The organism is Cellulosimicrobium cellulans (assembly GCF_007679345.1).
Lineage (GTDB): Bacteria > Actinomycetota > Actinomycetes > Actinomycetales > Cellulomonadaceae > Cellulomonas > Cellulomonas cellulans_A.
The window spans coordinates 1-13,898 of record NZ_VEGH01000022.1 but is presented as its reverse complement, the minus strand read 5'-3'; the positions used below and the strand labels follow the sequence as shown (position 1 = coordinate 13,898).

15 protein-coding genes and 2 pseudogenes are annotated in these 13,898 nt (G+C 78.7%); 8 read left to right on the top strand and 9 right to left on the bottom strand.

Annotated features, from left to right (window positions below; genetic code table 11):
* Positions 1-47: 47 nt before the first annotated feature.
* The 3 genes and pseudogenes from FS882_RS19935 to FS882_RS21830 all read right to left on the bottom strand — a co-directional run.
* Positions 48-650, bottom strand: a complete 603-nt coding sequence (locus FS882_RS19935) for a TetR/AcrR family transcriptional regulator (protein ID WP_158375860.1) — start codon at positions 648-650, stop codon at positions 48-50.
* A 120-nt stretch (positions 651-770) separates the two neighbouring features.
* Positions 771-962: a hypothetical protein gene (locus FS882_RS19925; protein ID WP_262348432.1), complete on the bottom strand. Its 192-nt coding sequence runs from the start codon at positions 960-962 to the stop codon at positions 771-773.
* A 9-nt stretch (positions 963-971) separates the two neighbouring features.
* Positions 972-1,046 (bottom strand): annotated as a pseudogene (locus FS882_RS21830) (TetR family transcriptional regulator); the annotation flags it as partial.
* A gap of 160 nt (positions 1,047-1,206) precedes the next feature.
* Here FS882_RS21830 and FS882_RS19920 point away from each other — a divergent pair.
* Together FS882_RS19920 and FS882_RS19915 are read left to right on the top strand one after the other, a co-directional pair.
* Positions 1,207-1,794, top strand: a complete 588-nt coding sequence (locus FS882_RS19920) for a hypothetical protein (RefSeq protein WP_158375858.1) — start codon at positions 1,207-1,209, stop codon at positions 1,792-1,794.
* 94 nt (positions 1,795-1,888) lie between these two features.
* On the top strand, positions 1,889-2,095 hold the full coding sequence (locus tag FS882_RS19915; RefSeq protein WP_158375856.1) for a hypothetical protein: 207 nt from the start codon (positions 1,889-1,891) through the stop codon (positions 2,093-2,095).
* A 74-nt stretch (positions 2,096-2,169) separates the two neighbouring features.
* On the opposite strand, the gene FS882_RS19910 is transcribed toward FS882_RS19915, so the two are convergent.
* On the bottom strand, positions 2,170-3,498 hold the full coding sequence (locus FS882_RS19910; RefSeq protein WP_158375854.1) for a DUF1214 domain-containing protein: 1,329 nt from the start codon (positions 3,496-3,498) through the stop codon (positions 2,170-2,172).
* A gap of 312 nt (positions 3,499-3,810) precedes the next feature.
* On the opposite strand from FS882_RS19910, the gene FS882_RS21710 reads away from it, so the two are divergent.
* Positions 3,811-6,378: a LuxR C-terminal-related transcriptional regulator gene (locus tag FS882_RS21710; RefSeq protein ID WP_262348431.1), complete on the top strand. Its 2,568-nt coding sequence runs from the start codon at positions 3,811-3,813 to the stop codon at positions 6,376-6,378.
* Positions 6,379-6,447: 69 nt separating this feature from the next.
* Here FS882_RS21710 and FS882_RS19900 read toward each other — a convergent pair whose 3' ends face one another.
* Together FS882_RS19900 and FS882_RS19895 are read right to left on the bottom strand one after the other, a co-directional pair.
* Entirely contained in the window at positions 6,448-6,891 is a 444-nt protein-coding gene (locus tag FS882_RS19900; RefSeq protein WP_158375852.1) for a hypothetical protein, read from the bottom strand.
* A 44-nt stretch (positions 6,892-6,935) separates the two neighbouring features.
* Positions 6,936-7,433, bottom strand: coding sequence for a DUF1269 domain-containing protein (locus FS882_RS19895; protein ID WP_158375850.1), 498 nt, complete (start codon positions 7,431-7,433; stop codon positions 6,936-6,938).
* A gap of 221 nt (positions 7,434-7,654) precedes the next feature.
* Between FS882_RS19895 and FS882_RS19890 the strand changes: the two genes are divergently transcribed.
* From FS882_RS19890 to FS882_RS19875, 4 genes are all read left to right on the top strand, one after another.
* The gene (locus tag FS882_RS19890; RefSeq protein WP_158375848.1) at positions 7,655-8,758 is read left to right on the top strand and encodes a sensor histidine kinase; all 1,104 of its coding nucleotides are present in this window, start codon (positions 7,655-7,657) and stop codon (positions 8,756-8,758) included.
* A complete protein-coding gene (locus FS882_RS19885; RefSeq protein WP_158375846.1) occupies positions 8,755-9,417 on the top strand; it encodes a response regulator in 663 nt (220 codons plus the stop codon). The genes FS882_RS19890 and FS882_RS19885 overlap by 4 nt, the downstream gene beginning before the upstream one ends.
* Before the next feature lie 152 nt (positions 9,418-9,569).
* Positions 9,570-10,634: a hypothetical protein gene (locus tag FS882_RS19880; RefSeq protein ID WP_158375844.1), complete on the top strand. Its 1,065-nt coding sequence runs from the start codon at positions 9,570-9,572 to the stop codon at positions 10,632-10,634.
* Positions 10,635-10,665: 31 nt separating this feature from the next.
* Complete coding sequence (locus FS882_RS19875) at positions 10,666-11,211, top strand: NUDIX domain-containing protein (protein WP_158375842.1); 546 nt, start codon at positions 10,666-10,668, stop codon at positions 11,209-11,211.
* Between the two features lie 9 nt (positions 11,212-11,220).
* Here FS882_RS19875 and FS882_RS19870 read toward each other — a convergent pair whose 3' ends face one another.
* Entirely contained in the window at positions 11,221-11,883 is a 663-nt protein-coding gene (locus FS882_RS19870; RefSeq protein ID WP_187365401.1) for a hypothetical protein, read from the bottom strand.
* A gap of 189 nt (positions 11,884-12,072) precedes the next feature.
* On the opposite strand from FS882_RS19870, the gene FS882_RS19865 reads away from it, so the two are divergent.
* Positions 12,073-12,921: a siderophore-interacting protein gene (locus FS882_RS19865; RefSeq protein ID WP_187365400.1), complete on the top strand. Its 849-nt coding sequence runs from the start codon at positions 12,073-12,075 to the stop codon at positions 12,919-12,921.
* 12 nt (positions 12,922-12,933) lie between these two features.
* Here FS882_RS19865 and FS882_RS19860 read toward each other — a convergent pair whose 3' ends face one another.
* Both FS882_RS19860 and FS882_RS21215 read right to left on the bottom strand, forming a co-directional pair.
* Positions 12,934-13,653, bottom strand: a complete 720-nt coding sequence (locus tag FS882_RS19860; RefSeq protein WP_158375840.1) for an SOS response-associated peptidase — start codon at positions 13,651-13,653, stop codon at positions 12,934-12,936.
* A 51-nt stretch (positions 13,654-13,704) separates the two neighbouring features.
* Positions 13,705-13,898: pseudogene (locus FS882_RS21215) on the bottom strand (HNH endonuclease); the annotation flags it as partial.

Below are 13,898 nucleotides of genomic sequence, written 5' to 3'. Positions count from 1 at the left end.
ACCCGCCCGGCCCGGGACGTCCCGGGCCGGGCGGCGCCGTGCCGGGGTCAGCCCGTCGCGCCCGCCCCACCGCCGTCGTCGCCCAGGTAGCCCTCGAGCAGCGCCGCGGTCGCCGCGTACGCGCGCTCGAGCTCCCCGGTCTGCTCGACCCGCCGCGACGCGGCGTGCACCAGGGCGTTGACCAGCTCGGCCGTCGTCTCCGGGTCCGGGACGCCGAGCTCGGTGAGCGCGTCCAGCACCGGGTGCAGGAGCCGCTCGTGGAACGCGCGGGACTCGCGTGCCAGGTCCTCGGCCGGCGCCACCACCGCGAGGGTGCGCGCGAGCGCGTGCTCGCCGTCCGCGACGAGCTCGAGGTTCGCCCGCACGAACGCGAGGACCCGCGCGGCCGGCCCGGGCGCGGCGGCCATCGCCGCGTCGAGCCGCTCCTGCCAGCGCGGGAACGAGTCGCTCACGACCGCCCGCAGCAGGTCGTCCCGCGACTGGACGTACTGGTAGACGCTGGACCGCGACAGCCCGGCGCGTGCGCCGACCTCCGCCAGCGACGGCACCCGGTCGGGGTCGGCGGTCAGCAGGTCCCGCGCGGCGTCCAGCAGCGCGCGACGGCGCGCCGCCCGGTGCTCCGCCACGGTCGGGGCGGCGATTCGCGGCACGACGTCCTCACCCTCCGCTGGTCCTCGGGCCCGGTGCCCGGCCGCCCACTCTAGGGTGCGGACGGGCGAACGCCGCCGCGGGCCCGATCGTCGACCCCGGCCCGGGGTACGTGCGCCCCATCACCGACGCCGAGCTGTTCCCCGCGGCGTACAGCCCGGCGACGACGCTGCCGTCCTCCCGTAGCGCCTGCCGAACAGCCCGGGGGCCGCGACCTGCTGCGCGCCGATCTCGGCCACGAGGTGCTCGACCAGCCGGTCGGGCGGCAGGGTGCCGACGTGCCGCTCCAGGGCGTCGACGCGGGCGGCGTACACGGCCGCGATCAGCGCCAGCCGGTCGGGGAAGTGCCGGTAGAGCGTGCCGCGGCCGACCCCCGCCCGCTGCGCGACGCGGTCCAGCGGGACGGCGGCGCCCTCCGCGGAACACGGCCTCGGCCGCGGCGACGATCAGCCCCCGGTTGCGCACCGCGTCCCGTCGCTCCGCCACGGAGCCGAGGGTAGGGGACGGGTTGCCCGGAACGCGCCCGTCGACCCGGCCCGGCGTGCGAGGCTCGTGCGTGTGACCGCCCCCGACGACCGTTCCCCGCCCGCCGCGCACGACCACGACGCGCACGACCACCACGTGCTCGCCGACGTCGACGTCGCGCCCGCGGCGGAGCCCGGCGACGAGCGCGTGCCGCGCGCCGCGCGCCGCTGGCTGCCCCTCGTGGCGCTGGCCGTCCCGGTGGTCGCGGTGGTCGCGGTGCTCGGGTGGCGGGCCGCCGCGGGGCCGGCGTTCGACCCGGAGGCGGCGGGGAGCCGGGTCTGGGAGCACGCGCTCGGGATCAGCGACGCGGAGGGCGGCACCGCCTTCGGCGGCGGGGCGGCCGGTCCCGGCGCGGCGATGAGCGGCGGGTCCTCCCAGGCCCCGGAGCGCGGCGCGCGCGACGTCACGGTGGTCTGCGCGTCGGAGCACGGCCGAGGCGCCCACCTCACGGTGGTGGTCGCGGGCGAGACGGTCGGGGAGGCCGACGTCGCCTGCTCGGACGGGGGCGACCCGGACGCGGACCCGCAGGTCACGGTGCTCCCGCTCGACGAGCTGGGCGCGGACTGGTCGTTCGAGGTCGAGTCCGAGACGCTGGCGGCGCTCGCGGTCGTCCTGTCCTGACCGCGGCTCACCCCCGGCGCGTGACGACGCGGCGGCCGCAGGGCCCGAGGCTGGCGGCATCGGGTCGGGCGCGGTCGAGGAGGGGGCGAGGCGCGTGCTCTACCACATCCGGGTCGTCGGTCCCGAGCGCGACCTCGGCGGGCTGGGCGACTACGCGGACATCGTGGCGGCGCCGACGCGGGACGGCGCGATCCTGTCGTGCGAGGTGCCGGACGCGTCGGGGCTCACCGGCGTGGTGGCGCTGCTGTGCGACCTCGGGGTGGCCATCGCCGAGCTGCAGGCGGTGACCCGCGGGGCGTGACCCGGCGCGGCGCGACCCGGCGCGGCGCGACCCGGCGCGGCGCGACCCGGCGGGGAGCGCGGGCGGCGGCCCGCTCAGCCCAGCACGCGCAGGACGGGGGCCCACCCCGGCGCCCGCGCGGGCCCGTACAGCCGCAGGACCAGGCCGAACCGCCCGGGCGGGACCGGCAGCCAGCCCGCGCGGCTCAGCGCGTCGGCCGGCTCGTCGTGCTGGAGCGTGACGGTCAGTGAGCCGTCCCGGCCGCGGGGCAGGTCCGGCGTGCCCGTCCCGAGGGCGTACCGGCGCGCCGGGTGGGCGACGAGCTCCCCGGACGGCTCGGCGTGCGCGGCCAGCGACCAGAGCAGCGACGCCGGCGGCTCGGTGGGCAGCGTCATCCGGTACCGCCGGTGCCCGTCGAGCGGCTCCCCGTCGAGCAGGCGCCAGCGCAGGGTGCGGACCTCGTCGGGCTCGGGGGCGTGCAGCTCGTCCTCCGCGGCGACGGCCCGGCGGAGCGCGGCCGCCGGCTCGGTGTCGCCACCGTCCGCGGTGCCCGGCCCGTCGGGGCCCTGCCCCTCACGCCGCAGGGCGTCGGCGAGCTGGGCCGCCCCGAGGGCCGCGCCCCGCGCGACGAGCGTCCGCGTGCGGGCGTCGGTGCCGTGCCCGGCCTCCCGGCCGCCCGCGCCGGGCAGCGCCGCGCCGCTCAGCACGCCCAGCCGGACCCACCGCGCGACCCGGGCCCGGTCCGCGGGACCGGCGGGCGGGGCGAGCCGGAGCAGCAGCGCCAGGTACTCGACGAAGCCGGCGCCCCAGGCCCGCTCCTCGTCCCACGCGAGCCAGTCGGGCGACGGCGCCGGCCGGGGCGGCGGCACGCCGCCGAGCGCGTGCAGCGGCCGGACGCGGTACGCGTGCTGCAGCTCGACGGCGGCGGCGAGACCACCCGGGCCCGGTACGCCGGTGCGGGCCACGACCCGGACCAGCGGCGACCCCGCCCGCAGGACACCGCAGACGTGGGGCGGCACCGCCCCGTCCCAGCCGGGCCCGGCCACGGCCCAGTCGGCGGCGGCCGTCCCGGTGCCGACTGGGCCGAGGTGGGCCACCGTGCGGGCGAGCAGGTCGACGACCTGCAGCCCGGCGTACCGCCCCGCGGGCAGGTCGGGGTGGCCCACGACGGCGGGCTCGGCGCGCAGGTCGAGCCACCCGCTCGACCGCACCAGCAGCGGGTCGGCGTGGCGGGTGCCGTCACCGGGCGCGGGTGGGCCGTCGTGGTCGAGGAGGCCGAACCCGGCGCGGCCGGTCCGCAGCTCCGTGCGCAGCTGCCGGTAGCCCAGCAGCGCCGGGTGCGCCCACACCGCGGCCTCGGCGGCGGCGCGCACCACCTCGGCGTCGTGCGGGACGGGGACGGGGGCGGGCTGGGTCTCCGGCATCGCCCACCGCCCTCGCGCCCGTCCCGCACCGACGCCACCAGCGAAGCCGCGGGGCGGCGCGCGGGCCTCACCCGCGGTGTGTGAACCCGGGAGGCCGGACCCGCGCTCACCCGCGCCGGGTGAGGGAGTCACAACGAGACGTGACTCACGATCAGCGCGGACCTGTCACTCTGGTGCAGGGGAGCCGGCGTCCGCGAGCACGCGGTCTACGGTGAGTCGGGCACGCATCGGGGGGGCGTGGACATGGACGCTGGTGACGACGGCGGCAGGACGGGACCGGAGGGGCGCCCGGGGGCACGGCGTGGTCGCACCGTGCCCGACGGGAAGTTCACGGTGCCGCGTCCCCCGCACGGGCTGGTCGCGCGGTCGCGCTGCGACGAGGCGCTGGCGGCCACGGTGGTCGGTCACCGGCTGACCGTGGTGAGCGCGCCGGCGGGCTTCGGCAAGACCACGCTGCTCGCGCAGTGGGCCGCCCGGGAGCCCGGCCCCGTCGCCTGGGTGTCGCTCGACCCGCTGGACGACGAGCCCGGCCGCCTGGTGCGCGTGCTGGGCGAGGCGCTCGCCTGCCTCGCCCCGGGGGCGCGCCCCGGTGCCGCCCCCGCCTCCGGCCGCGCGCCGGGGACGCTCGCCCGCCGGGTGGACGCCCTCGTGGCGGCGCTGGAGACGCTGCCGCCCGAGACGGTGGTGGTCCTGGACGACGTGCACCTGCTCTCGGCCCGGACGGCCCGCGAGGTCCTGGGTCCGGTGCTGCGGTACGCGGGCCCCCGGTTCGTGCTGGCCGGCCGGTACGACGCAGCGCTGCCGGTGAACCGGATGCGGATGGCCGGTGAGGTCGGCGAGCTGCGGGAGCGGGCCCTGGCGTTCACCGAGGACGAGGTCGCCGACGTGGTCCGCGCCGCCGGCGTGCCGGCGGAGGGCGCCACGGTCCGCGCGCTCTGGGAGGTCACGCGGGGCTGGCCGGTCGCCGTGCGGCTCGCCCTGGCCGCCGACGTGCTCGCCGGCTCCGGGGAGCCGCTGGCGCAGCTCCGGGACCGGGACGTGCCGATCACCGGCTACCTGGTCGAGGAGGTGATCGGGTCGCTGCCGGACGACCTCGCCGACTTCCTGCTGCGCGCGAGCGTGGCCGGCCAGGTCGACCCCGAGCTGGCCGAGGCGCTGGTGCCGGGCGGGGCGCGGCTGCTCGACGAGTGCGTCGCGCGCGGGCTGTTCCTCACCGACGTCGGGGACGCCGGCGACGGGCCGGTGTACCGGTGGCACGCGCTGGTCGCCGCGCACGCGCGCGCGGTGCTGGCGCGGCGCGACCCGCTCGCGGCGCGGGTCGCGCACCGGGTCGTCGCGGCGCACCTCGGGCCGCGCGACCCCGCGGCCGCGATCCGGCACGCGCTGGACGGGCACGCGCCCGACCTGGCGGCGCGGGTGCTCGGCGAGCGGTGGCCGGACCTGGTGGTGCGCGGCGACGTCGGCCAGGTGCGCGGCCTGCGCGCGGCGCTGCCCCCGCGGTACCGCAGCGACCCCGACGTGCTCCTGGCGCTCGCGGCGGCGCACGCCTACGACGCCGACGGCGCGGGCGACGACGACGCCCGGGCGGCGTGGGTCGGGGAGCTGGTGCGGACGTTCCTCGGCCCGGGGCGCCCGTCGCTGCAGGAGTCGGTGCGGCGCGGCCGGGCGCTGCTCGACGACGGGGTCGCCGGCGGCGGCGCGCCGGACGACGCCGCCCGCGCGCTCGGCCTGTACCTCGTGGGGCGGGCCGCCCTCCAGCAGTACGGGCCGCACCCCGCGGCGCTGACCCACCTCGCGGAGGGCGGGGCGCTCGCCGCGGAGCGCGGCTGGGTCGCGCTCGAGCTGGGCTGCCGCGCGGAGGAGGCGCTGGCCGCCGCGCAGCGCGGCGACGCCGGCGGGGCGCTGGCCGCCGCGCAGGCCGTGCTCGCCACCGCGGCGCTGCACGACTGGCAGGGAGCCGGCATCGTCGCGTCCGCCCACCTGGCCTGCGGCATCGCCGCGTACTGGCGCGACGAGCTGTGCGCCGCGGCGGGCCACCTGCGGGCCGCGATCGAGGCGGCCGGCCGCAACCGGCGGGAGGTCGCCGTGCACGCGGCCGGGGTGCTCGCGGTCGTCTGCCTCGCGCAGGGCGACGCCCCCGGACTGGCCCGGGCCCGCGAGATCACCGACGCGCCCTGGCCGGACGGGTCGGCGCCCGAGCACCTGACCGCGTTCCGCGCCTTCCTCACGGCCGTGCAGCTGGGCGTCGAGGACCGGCCGCGGGAGGCGCTCGCGCTGGTCGACGAGACGTCGGCCGCGTTCAGCGACCCGCTCGCGCTCGGCTGGCAGAGCGACCTGCTGCTGCGGATCGGGGAGATCGAGGCCGCCGAGCGAGCGCTGGAGGCCGCCGAGCGCGCCGCCGCCGCGGCCGCCGCCGCGCTGGGCGGGACGCCCGCCCAGGTGCGGGTCGCGAACCTGGCGGCGCAGGCGGCCCTGCGCGCCGACGAGGACGCCGCCGCGGCGCACCTCGCCCTCGAGGCGGCGCTCGCCGCCGCCGCGCCGCACGGGCTCGTCCGGCCGCTGCGGGACCGCGCCGCGGCGCTGCACCCGCTGCTGTCGGCGCACCTGGAGTGGGGCAGCGCGCACGAGCCGCTGATCACCCGGCTGCTGGTCGCGGAGCACGAGGCGCCCGCGCCCCGGGCGTCCACCTGGGACCTGACGCCCCGGGAGCGGGACGTGCTCGCCTGCCTGCGCTCGTCGCTGACCTCCGAGGAGATCGCCGGCTCGCTGTTCCTGTCGATCAACACCGTGAAGACGCACATGCGGGCCATCTACCGGAAGCTCGGGGTGGACGGGCGCCGCGCGGCGGTCCGGACGGCGGTGCAGCGCGGCCTGCTCTGAGCGCGCCGCAGGGCGGCGGCGCCCCCACCGGGGCACCGCCGCACCCGGCTCCGCGGGCGGCGGGGCCGGTCAGGTCGACACGGGCCGCAGCTCGCCGCCGTGCACGACCAGCGCCCACAGCACCGTCACGCACAGGCCGATGGACACCAGCGACCACCACGGCGTCGCGGGCAGCGCCACGAACTGCAGCAGCAGCTGCAGCCCCACCAGGACCACGGCCGTCACCCGCGCCCAGCCCGCGGCCGTGGTCAGCAGCGAGATGCCGACCAGGAAGACGAGGGCCGCGACCGCGAGGTGCACCCACCCCCAGGTGGAGACGTCCACCGCCGCCAGCCCGTAGGTCGTCCAGGCGACGATCGTGTGCGGCGAGAAGACCGCGACCAGGCCGGTGAACATGCCCCACAGGCCCATCAGGATCATCATCAGCGCGCCGAACCAGATCCAGCCGACCCAGGCCGTCTCCCGCGGCCGGGGCCGCGCCGCGGCCCCCTCGTGCACGGATGTCCTCGACATCGCCCTCCTCCTCCCCGCCGGGCCGGACCCGGCCGACCCACCGGTCAGGCGTTCTCGTCGAACGCCTCGCGCAGCCGCGCCTCCTCGTCCTCGGACAGGTTGGTCTGGATCAGCTCGGGGTGGATGCCCTGCTCCTTGAGTGCCGCCACCACCCGGTCGGGCACCGCGTTGGACGACAGCAGGAACAGCGCCGACGTGCCCGGCGTGACCTTGCTGCGCACCGAGTCGATGAAGTCGTCGTCGATGCCGACGTCCGTGAGCGACCCCGCGAGCGCGCCGGCCGCCGCGCCGATGGCGGCGCCGAGGAGCGGGACGAAGAACAGCAGGCCGAACAGCATGCCCCAGAACGTCCCGCCGAGGGCGCCGGCGGCCGCGAGGCTGTGCGCCTGCCGCGTCTTGGGCTTCGACTTGTCCGGGTCCCAGGACACCGTGGCGGCGTCGTGCACCTGGATGAGCTCCTGCTTCGCCAGCGACTCGAGCGCCTGCTCGGCCTGCTGGGCGCCGCCGGGGGTCTCGAACTTCCACACGCTGAGAGTGGCCACCGTCGTGCTCCTTCGTCGGTCGGGTCGGTCCCGCGGCCCCTCGCCGGGGTGGGACGTCTGCCAGCGTCCCGGCGCGGGCGAGCGGCGCGCATCGCCCGGGCCGGGTGACCCCGGCCCGCCGACGGCCGGCGCGGCCGCACGGGTCATCCGCGACGGACGACGCCCCGGGCCGTCGCGGGCGACAGGCTCGTCGCGAGCACCGACGACCGGGGGGAGTCGCCATGCCCGACGACCGCGCCGTGGGCGCTCCGCGCCAGGCGCTGTCCGCCGTCGCCGCCGCGGCGGGCCTGGGCCTCGTGCTCGCGCGCGCCCGGGCCGGGGTCGCGCTCGAGCCGGTCGCCTGGGAGGCCGCGGCGCAGCTGGTCGGGGCCGCCGCGCTGCTGCTGCGGCGGGAGACGGTGGCGCTCGCGGTGTGCCTGCCGCTGTGCCTGCTCTCGCCCGTCGTCGCGACGCCGGTCGCGCTGTACCTGGTCGGGCGGTGGGCGGGCCCGCGCGCGGGGTGGCTCGGGCTGCTCGCCGCGCTGGCGATGATCTGGCCGGCCTGGCGGCTGACCTCGTTCCGGTCGGGCGTCGCCGTGCCGCTCGTGCTGCTGATCGACGTGCTGGTGCCGTGGCTCGCAGGGCGCGGGCAGCGCTCGGCGGCGGCCGCGGCCGCCCTCCGGGTGGCGCAGGAGCGCGCCGCCGCGGAGGCCGCTGCCCTCGCGGTGCGGCGGGCCGAGCGCACCCGGCTCGCCGGCGAGCTGCACGACGTCGTCGCGCACCGGATCAGCCTCATCGTGCTGCACGCGAACCTGCTCGACGGCGCCTCCGACGACCCGGCGGTGCACGCCGCCGCGACCGAGATCCGGGACACCGGGCGCGCCGCCCTGGACGAGATGCGCGAGGTGCTGCGCCTGCTGCGCCACGACCCCGGCGAGGACGGCCTGGCCCGGCACGCGCTCCCGGAGGTCGAGGGCCTGGTCGCCGCCGCGCGCGACGTCGGCCAGCCCGTCACCGCCGTCGTGGCCGCGGCGCACCGCGACCCGCCGGACCCCGCGGAGCGCACCGCCGTCCGCGTGGTCCGCGAGGGCCTGACCAACGCGGTCCGGCACGCGCCCGGCGCGGGCACCCGCGTCCTGGTCGAGGACGCGGGGCCCGAGCTGCACGTGCAGGTGCTCACGACCGAGGCGCGCGCGACGCCGACCGGCCTGACCACCGGCGGCACCGGGCTCGCCGGCCTGCGCGAGCGGGTGGCCCTCGTGGGCGGGCGCCTGGACGCCGGGCCGACACCCGCGGGCGGCTTCCTGCTGGACGCGCGGCTGCCGCGCCGCTCCGTGCCGGCATGATCCGGGTGCTGGTGGTCGACGACGAGGCGCTGTTCCGCCAGGGCATCGCCCGGCTCGTCGACGCCGCGCCGGACCTGGAGGTGGTGGGGGAGGCCGGGGACGGGCGCGAGGCGGTCGAGCAGGTGCGCGCCCACCGGCCCGACGTCGTGCTGCTCGACCTGCAGATGCCCGTGATGGACGGCCTGAGCGCGGCCCAGGAGATCCTCCGGGCCGGGACCGGCACGGCCGTCGTCGTCCTCACCGGCTTCCTGTCCGACCGGTACCTCGTCCCGGCGCTGCGGCTCGGGGCCGCGGGCTACCTGCTCAAGGACAGCACCGTCGAGGAGCTGCACCGGGGGATCCGCGCGGCCGCCGCGGGGGACGCGATGCTGTCGCCGGCGGTCACCCGGCGGCTGCTCGACGCGGTCGGCCCGGCGCTGTCGGGGGTGGCCCAGGAGGCCCGGGACCGGGTCGCCCCGCTCAGCGCCCGGGAGCGCGACGTGCTCGCCTGCGTGGCGGAGGGGTTGTCGAACGCGGAGACCGCGCGCCGGCTGTACCTGGCGGAGCCGACCGTGAAGGCGCACCTGGCGCACGCGATGACGAAGCTCGGGGTCCAGAACCGGACCCAGGCGGCGATCGTGGCGCACGACGCGGGGCTGGTGCCGCCGGTCGGGGGGTGAGGCCGGCAGGGCCGCCCAGCGACGAGGAGCATCCGGACGGACCGGGTCGGACGAGCCGGTCGGACGAGGTCGCGGGGGTGCCCGCGGCGGGAGCGTGGTGGACGTCGCCGGGGGCGGGTCGGCCGCCCCCGCAGAGCCGCCAGGAGCCCATCATGTCGTCCCTCGCCCTCGTCCTCGCCGCGTCCGTCTCGGGCGCGACGCTGGTCCTCCCGGCCGCCCCCGCGGCGTCGTCCGGGGCCCCCGCGGCGTCGTCGGTCGGGCGCTGGATCGTGTGCACGGCGGCCGCGCCTGCGGCGTCGAGGCCGGTGCTGCGGGCCGCGGCCTGGACCGAGACCGTCCCCGGGTGGACCGAGACCGTCCGCGAGGCCTGGACGGAGACCGTGCCCGCGTGGACCGAGACGGTGCGCGCCGCGTGGACCGAGCGCGTGCTCGTGACGCCCGCGCACGCCGTCGAGCGGGAGGTGTCGGCCGCGTACGAGGAGACCGTCGTCGACCGGGAGGCGTGGACCGAGACGATCGAGCACCCCGCCGAGACGCACGCCGTCGAGCACCCGGCCGTGACGCAGACCCGGTGGCTGTTCCGGCAGCAGAACGGCAACGGCGAGCGCTGGTTCACCGACCGGTCGTCCTTCCCGGGCAACGGCTGGCAGCTCGTGCGCGAGGAGCAGACCGTCGTGCAGGACGCGTGGACCGAGACCGTCGTGGACCGCGAGGCGTGGACCGAGACGGTCCGGCACGAGGCGGAGACGCACGTCGAGCGGCACCCCGCCGTGACCGAGACCGTCGAGGTCCCCGACGAGTGGGCGTCCGTCGAGCACCCCGCCGTGACGGTCACGCACCCGGAGCGGACGATCGAGCACCCGGCGGAGACCGTCGAGCACCCCGTGCGGACGATCGAGCACCCCGCGGTGGTCGAGGAGGTGCCCGGGGACCCCGGCGCGGCGTCCTGCGTGGCGGCGGCCGACCCGGGCGCGGCCACCGTGGCGGCGGCGGTCGGGTCGCCGGCCGCGTCCCCGGCGCACACGGGGGGCCGGGCGGACCCCGCGGACCCCGTGCACCCTGCCGACCCGGCTCCGGCCGTCCTCGCGGCCACCGGCTCGGACGCCGCGGGCCTCGCCGCCGGGGCGCTGGGCGCGGTCGGGATCGGTCTGGTCGCGCTCGGCGCGGCGCACCTGGCCCGGCACGCCTCGCGCGGCCCGGGCGACCGGCGGCGCTGACCCCGCCCGCCCGGCTGGCACGATGGCGGGCATGTCCGCCTGGCACGCCCACGACTCGCGCACCGTCTACGAGAACCCGTGGATCCGGGTCCGCGAGGACGCCGTCACCCGGCCCGACGGCGGGGAGGGGGTCTACGGCGTCGTCGAGGTCCGGAACCCGGCCGTCTTCGTCGTCCCGGTCACCGACGACGGCGAGGTGGTGCTGGTCGAGGTCGAGCGGTACACCACGGGCGCGGTGTCGCTCGAGGTGCCGGCGGGCGGGTCCGACGGCGAGGACCCGCTGGTCGCGGCGGCGCGCGAGCTGCGCGAGGAGACCGGGCTCGCCGCCGCCGACTGGACGCACCTCGGGCCGGTGTTCTCCCTCAACGGCGTCGCGCACGCGCCGGGGCACGTGCTGCTCGCCCGCGGGCTGCGGCCGGCCGACGAGGCGCACGCGCAGCACGAGGAGGGGATCGTCGGCCTGCGCCGCGTGCCGTGGCCCGAGCTGCTGGACCTGGTGCGCGCGGGCGCGATCACCGACAACGAGTCCCTGGGCGCCCTGCTGCACGCGGCGATCGCGCTCGGCCGGGTGTCCTGACCGCTCGACCTACGGTGCCCGGCCCGGCCCGCGCGGATCCCGGGTCGCGAGGCCGGAGGGCGCCGGCCGGGCGGCGGTGCGCTCCGCGGCGGCCCGCACGCCCGCGTCCCAGCCCGGCGCGCGGCAGCCCGGGGGCGGTCCGAGCGGGACCGGGTCGAGCCCCGCGGCCCCGAGCAGCCAGGCCACCACCGAGTTCGACGTCCACATGTCCCGGTCGCCCGGCGCCCGACCGCCCCAGGTGCGCGCCGGCACGCCCGGCGCCGCCGCCAGCAGCCGCTCCGCCACGCGTGGGTCCGCCGACACCCGCCGCCGCGCCAGCGCCCACGCCTGGTCGGGCACCGCGCCGCCCGACCAGCACCGGACCTCGTAGCGGAAGAGCCGGGACCTGCCGAGCGGTCGCGCACCGACCGGACCGGTCGCGACGACGCCGCGGTCGACCGGCGGCTGGCCCCAGACCGGCGTCACCTCGACCGCGACCTCGGGGCCGGACGCCGGCCGGACGAGCAGCGCGCCGTGCACGAGCGCCCGTGGCCGGCGGCGGTCCCGGAGCGCGGCGAGCGTCTCGTAGCAGCGGCCGCTCGCGCGCACCACCCGCGGCCCGCCCGCGCCCAGCGGGATCCAGCAGAGCAGGACGCCGGGTCCGGGTGCGTCGTCGGAGCGGTCGGTCCCCATGCGCACCATCCCGCCACCTGCGGGCGCTGCCCGCCACGGACCGACGTCCCGGCACCACTGGGCGCCCGCGGCGGGTCGCCGCCGGGGGACTGCGAGGCGCCGGGGGATTCCGGCGCCCGGGTCCCGGCTGCTACCGTCGCACCTCCCGGTAAGGCGAGCCTTACCAACATCGACGACAGGAGAGCACCCGTGGCCCGCAGCAGCACCATCACCGCGGGCCGGCGCAAGCCCGAGGTCACCGAGCTGCTCACCCTGCACGTCCTGCGCACCGCGCGCGTGTCGACCGGGTTCGTCCGCGTCACGCTGGGCGGCGGCGACGCGGCGCGGTTCCGGCCGATGGGCTTCGACCAGTGGTTCCGGCTGTTCATCCCCGTGGCCGACGACGCCGTGCTGTCCCGGCTGCCGAACAAGCTCGACACCCTCGCGTACCTCAGGTACCTCGCGATCGCCCGGACCGAGCGGCCCGTGCTGCGGAACTACACGGTCCGGGCCTTCCGACCCGACGGTCCCGACGGTCCCGAGCTCGACGTCGACTTCGTGCTGCACGGGACCCCCGAGGACGGCACCTCCGGCCCCGCCGCGACCTGGGCGCGGACCTGCGCGCCCGGCGACGCCGTCGCGATCCTCGACGAGGGCATCACGTTCCCCGCGGCCACCGCGCACGACCGGGTGCTGCTCGTCGCCGACGAGACCGGGCTGCCCGCGGTCGCCGGCATCCTCCGCTCCCTCGGCGTCGGTGCCCGGGGCGTCGCCGTGGTCGAGGTGCCGCACGCCGACGACGTCCAGGACCTCGCCGGACCGGCGGGCGTGCAGGTGCGCTGGGTGGTGCGGGACGACCCGCACGCGGTCGCGGGTCCGGCGGCGCTCGGGGCCGTCGAGGCGCTGCCGGTGCCGGACGAGCCGGTCACCGCGTGGGTCGTGGGGGAGCAGTCGCTGGTCGCTGCGACGCGGCGGCACTGGGTCGCGGCCGGCGTGCCCAAGCATGACGTGACCTTCTGCGGCTACTGGCGGGCGGCGAAGGCGCGCGCGATGGCCTGACGGGCTGTCGCCTCAGCCCTCGGTCCCGGGCTCCGGCGCCACCGGCTCGACCAGCCCCGGCCCGTCGTTCGCCACGTTGCCCACCGCCCGGCCGACCTCGCGGGGCGTGAGGTGCGGCTCGGGCACGTTCACCAGCATCGCCCCGACCTCGTCGGCGGCCGTGATCGTCGGGTCCAGCCACTCGTCCCACAGGTGGCCGGGCAGCAGGACCGGGCAGCGGTCGTGGATGTGCCCGAGGCTGTCGGTCGCGGGGCGCGTGATGATCGTGACGGTCCACAGCCAGCGCGTCGGGTCGTCGTCGGCCTTGGCGTGGTCGCGCCAGAGCTCGTACAGGCCGGCGGCCGCCAGCGGCTCCGCGCCGTGCAGGAAGTACGGCGTCTTGGGGCCGCGCTCGTTGGCCTGCCACTCGTAGTAGCCGTCCATCGGGACCAGCGCGCGTCGCCGCGCCGCCGCCTTCCGGAACGCCGGCTTGTCGAGCACGGTCTCGGAGCGGGCGTTGATCATCCGCGACCCGATCGACACGTCCTTGGCCCACGACGGCACCAGGCCCCAGCGGGCCTGGCGGAGCTGGCGCTGCGGTCCGTCGTCCTCGACGCGCTCGAGCACCACCGGCACGTCCTGCGTCGGGGCGACGTTCCAGGACGGCCCCGGGTGCTCGCCGAGGATCCGGTCGATCGCGAGATCGCGCTCGAGCTGGTCGGCGGCGCGGGTCTGCGCGTAGCGGCCACACATGGAGCCCAGTGTGCCGCGCACCACCGACATCGACGACGCGGGGGCGTCGGACTAGAACGGGGGTGGTTCGTCGTACGGGTCTGCCGTGGCGTCGCGCGCACGCCCGGTGCCGGGTCGGGTGAGGTAGCGGTGTCCGGTGGGGGTGATCCACTCGAACAGGCCGGGTTGGATCTGGCGCAGCCGGAAGCCGCCGTCGGTCTTGAGGCGGTGGTGGCGGTGGCACAGGGGTCCGAGGTTGTCGGCGT

What these genes read in the sequence shown, in the direction of transcription:
- FS882_RS19880 (WP_158375844.1), top strand. Translation starts at nt 9,570, where the DNA reads ATGTCGTCCCTCGCCCTCGTCCTCGCCGCGTCCGTCTCGGGCGCGACG.
- FS882_RS19910 (WP_158375854.1), bottom strand. Translation starts at nt 3,498, where the DNA reads ATGCCGGAGACCCAGCCCGCCCCCGTCCCCGTCCCGCACGACGCCGAG.
- FS882_RS19870 (WP_187365401.1), bottom strand. Translation starts at nt 11,883, where the DNA reads ATGGGGACCGACCGCTCCGACGACGCACCCGGACCCGGCGTCCTGCTC.
- FS882_RS19890 (WP_158375848.1), top strand. Translation starts at nt 7,655, where the DNA reads ATGCCCGACGACCGCGCCGTGGGCGCTCCGCGCCAGGCGCTGTCCGCC.
- FS882_RS19900 (WP_158375852.1), bottom strand. Translation starts at nt 6,891, where the DNA reads ATGTCGAGGACATCCGTGCACGAGGGGGCCGCGGCGCGGCCCCGGCCG.
- FS882_RS19885 (WP_158375846.1), top strand. Translation starts at nt 8,755, where the DNA reads ATGATCCGGGTGCTGGTGGTCGACGACGAGGCGCTGTTCCGCCAGGGC.
- FS882_RS19875 (WP_158375842.1), top strand. Translation starts at nt 10,666, where the DNA reads ATGTCCGCCTGGCACGCCCACGACTCGCGCACCGTCTACGAGAACCCG.
- FS882_RS19860 (WP_158375840.1), bottom strand. Translation starts at nt 13,653, where the DNA reads ATGTGTGGCCGCTACGCGCAGACCCGCGCCGCCGACCAGCTCGAGCGC.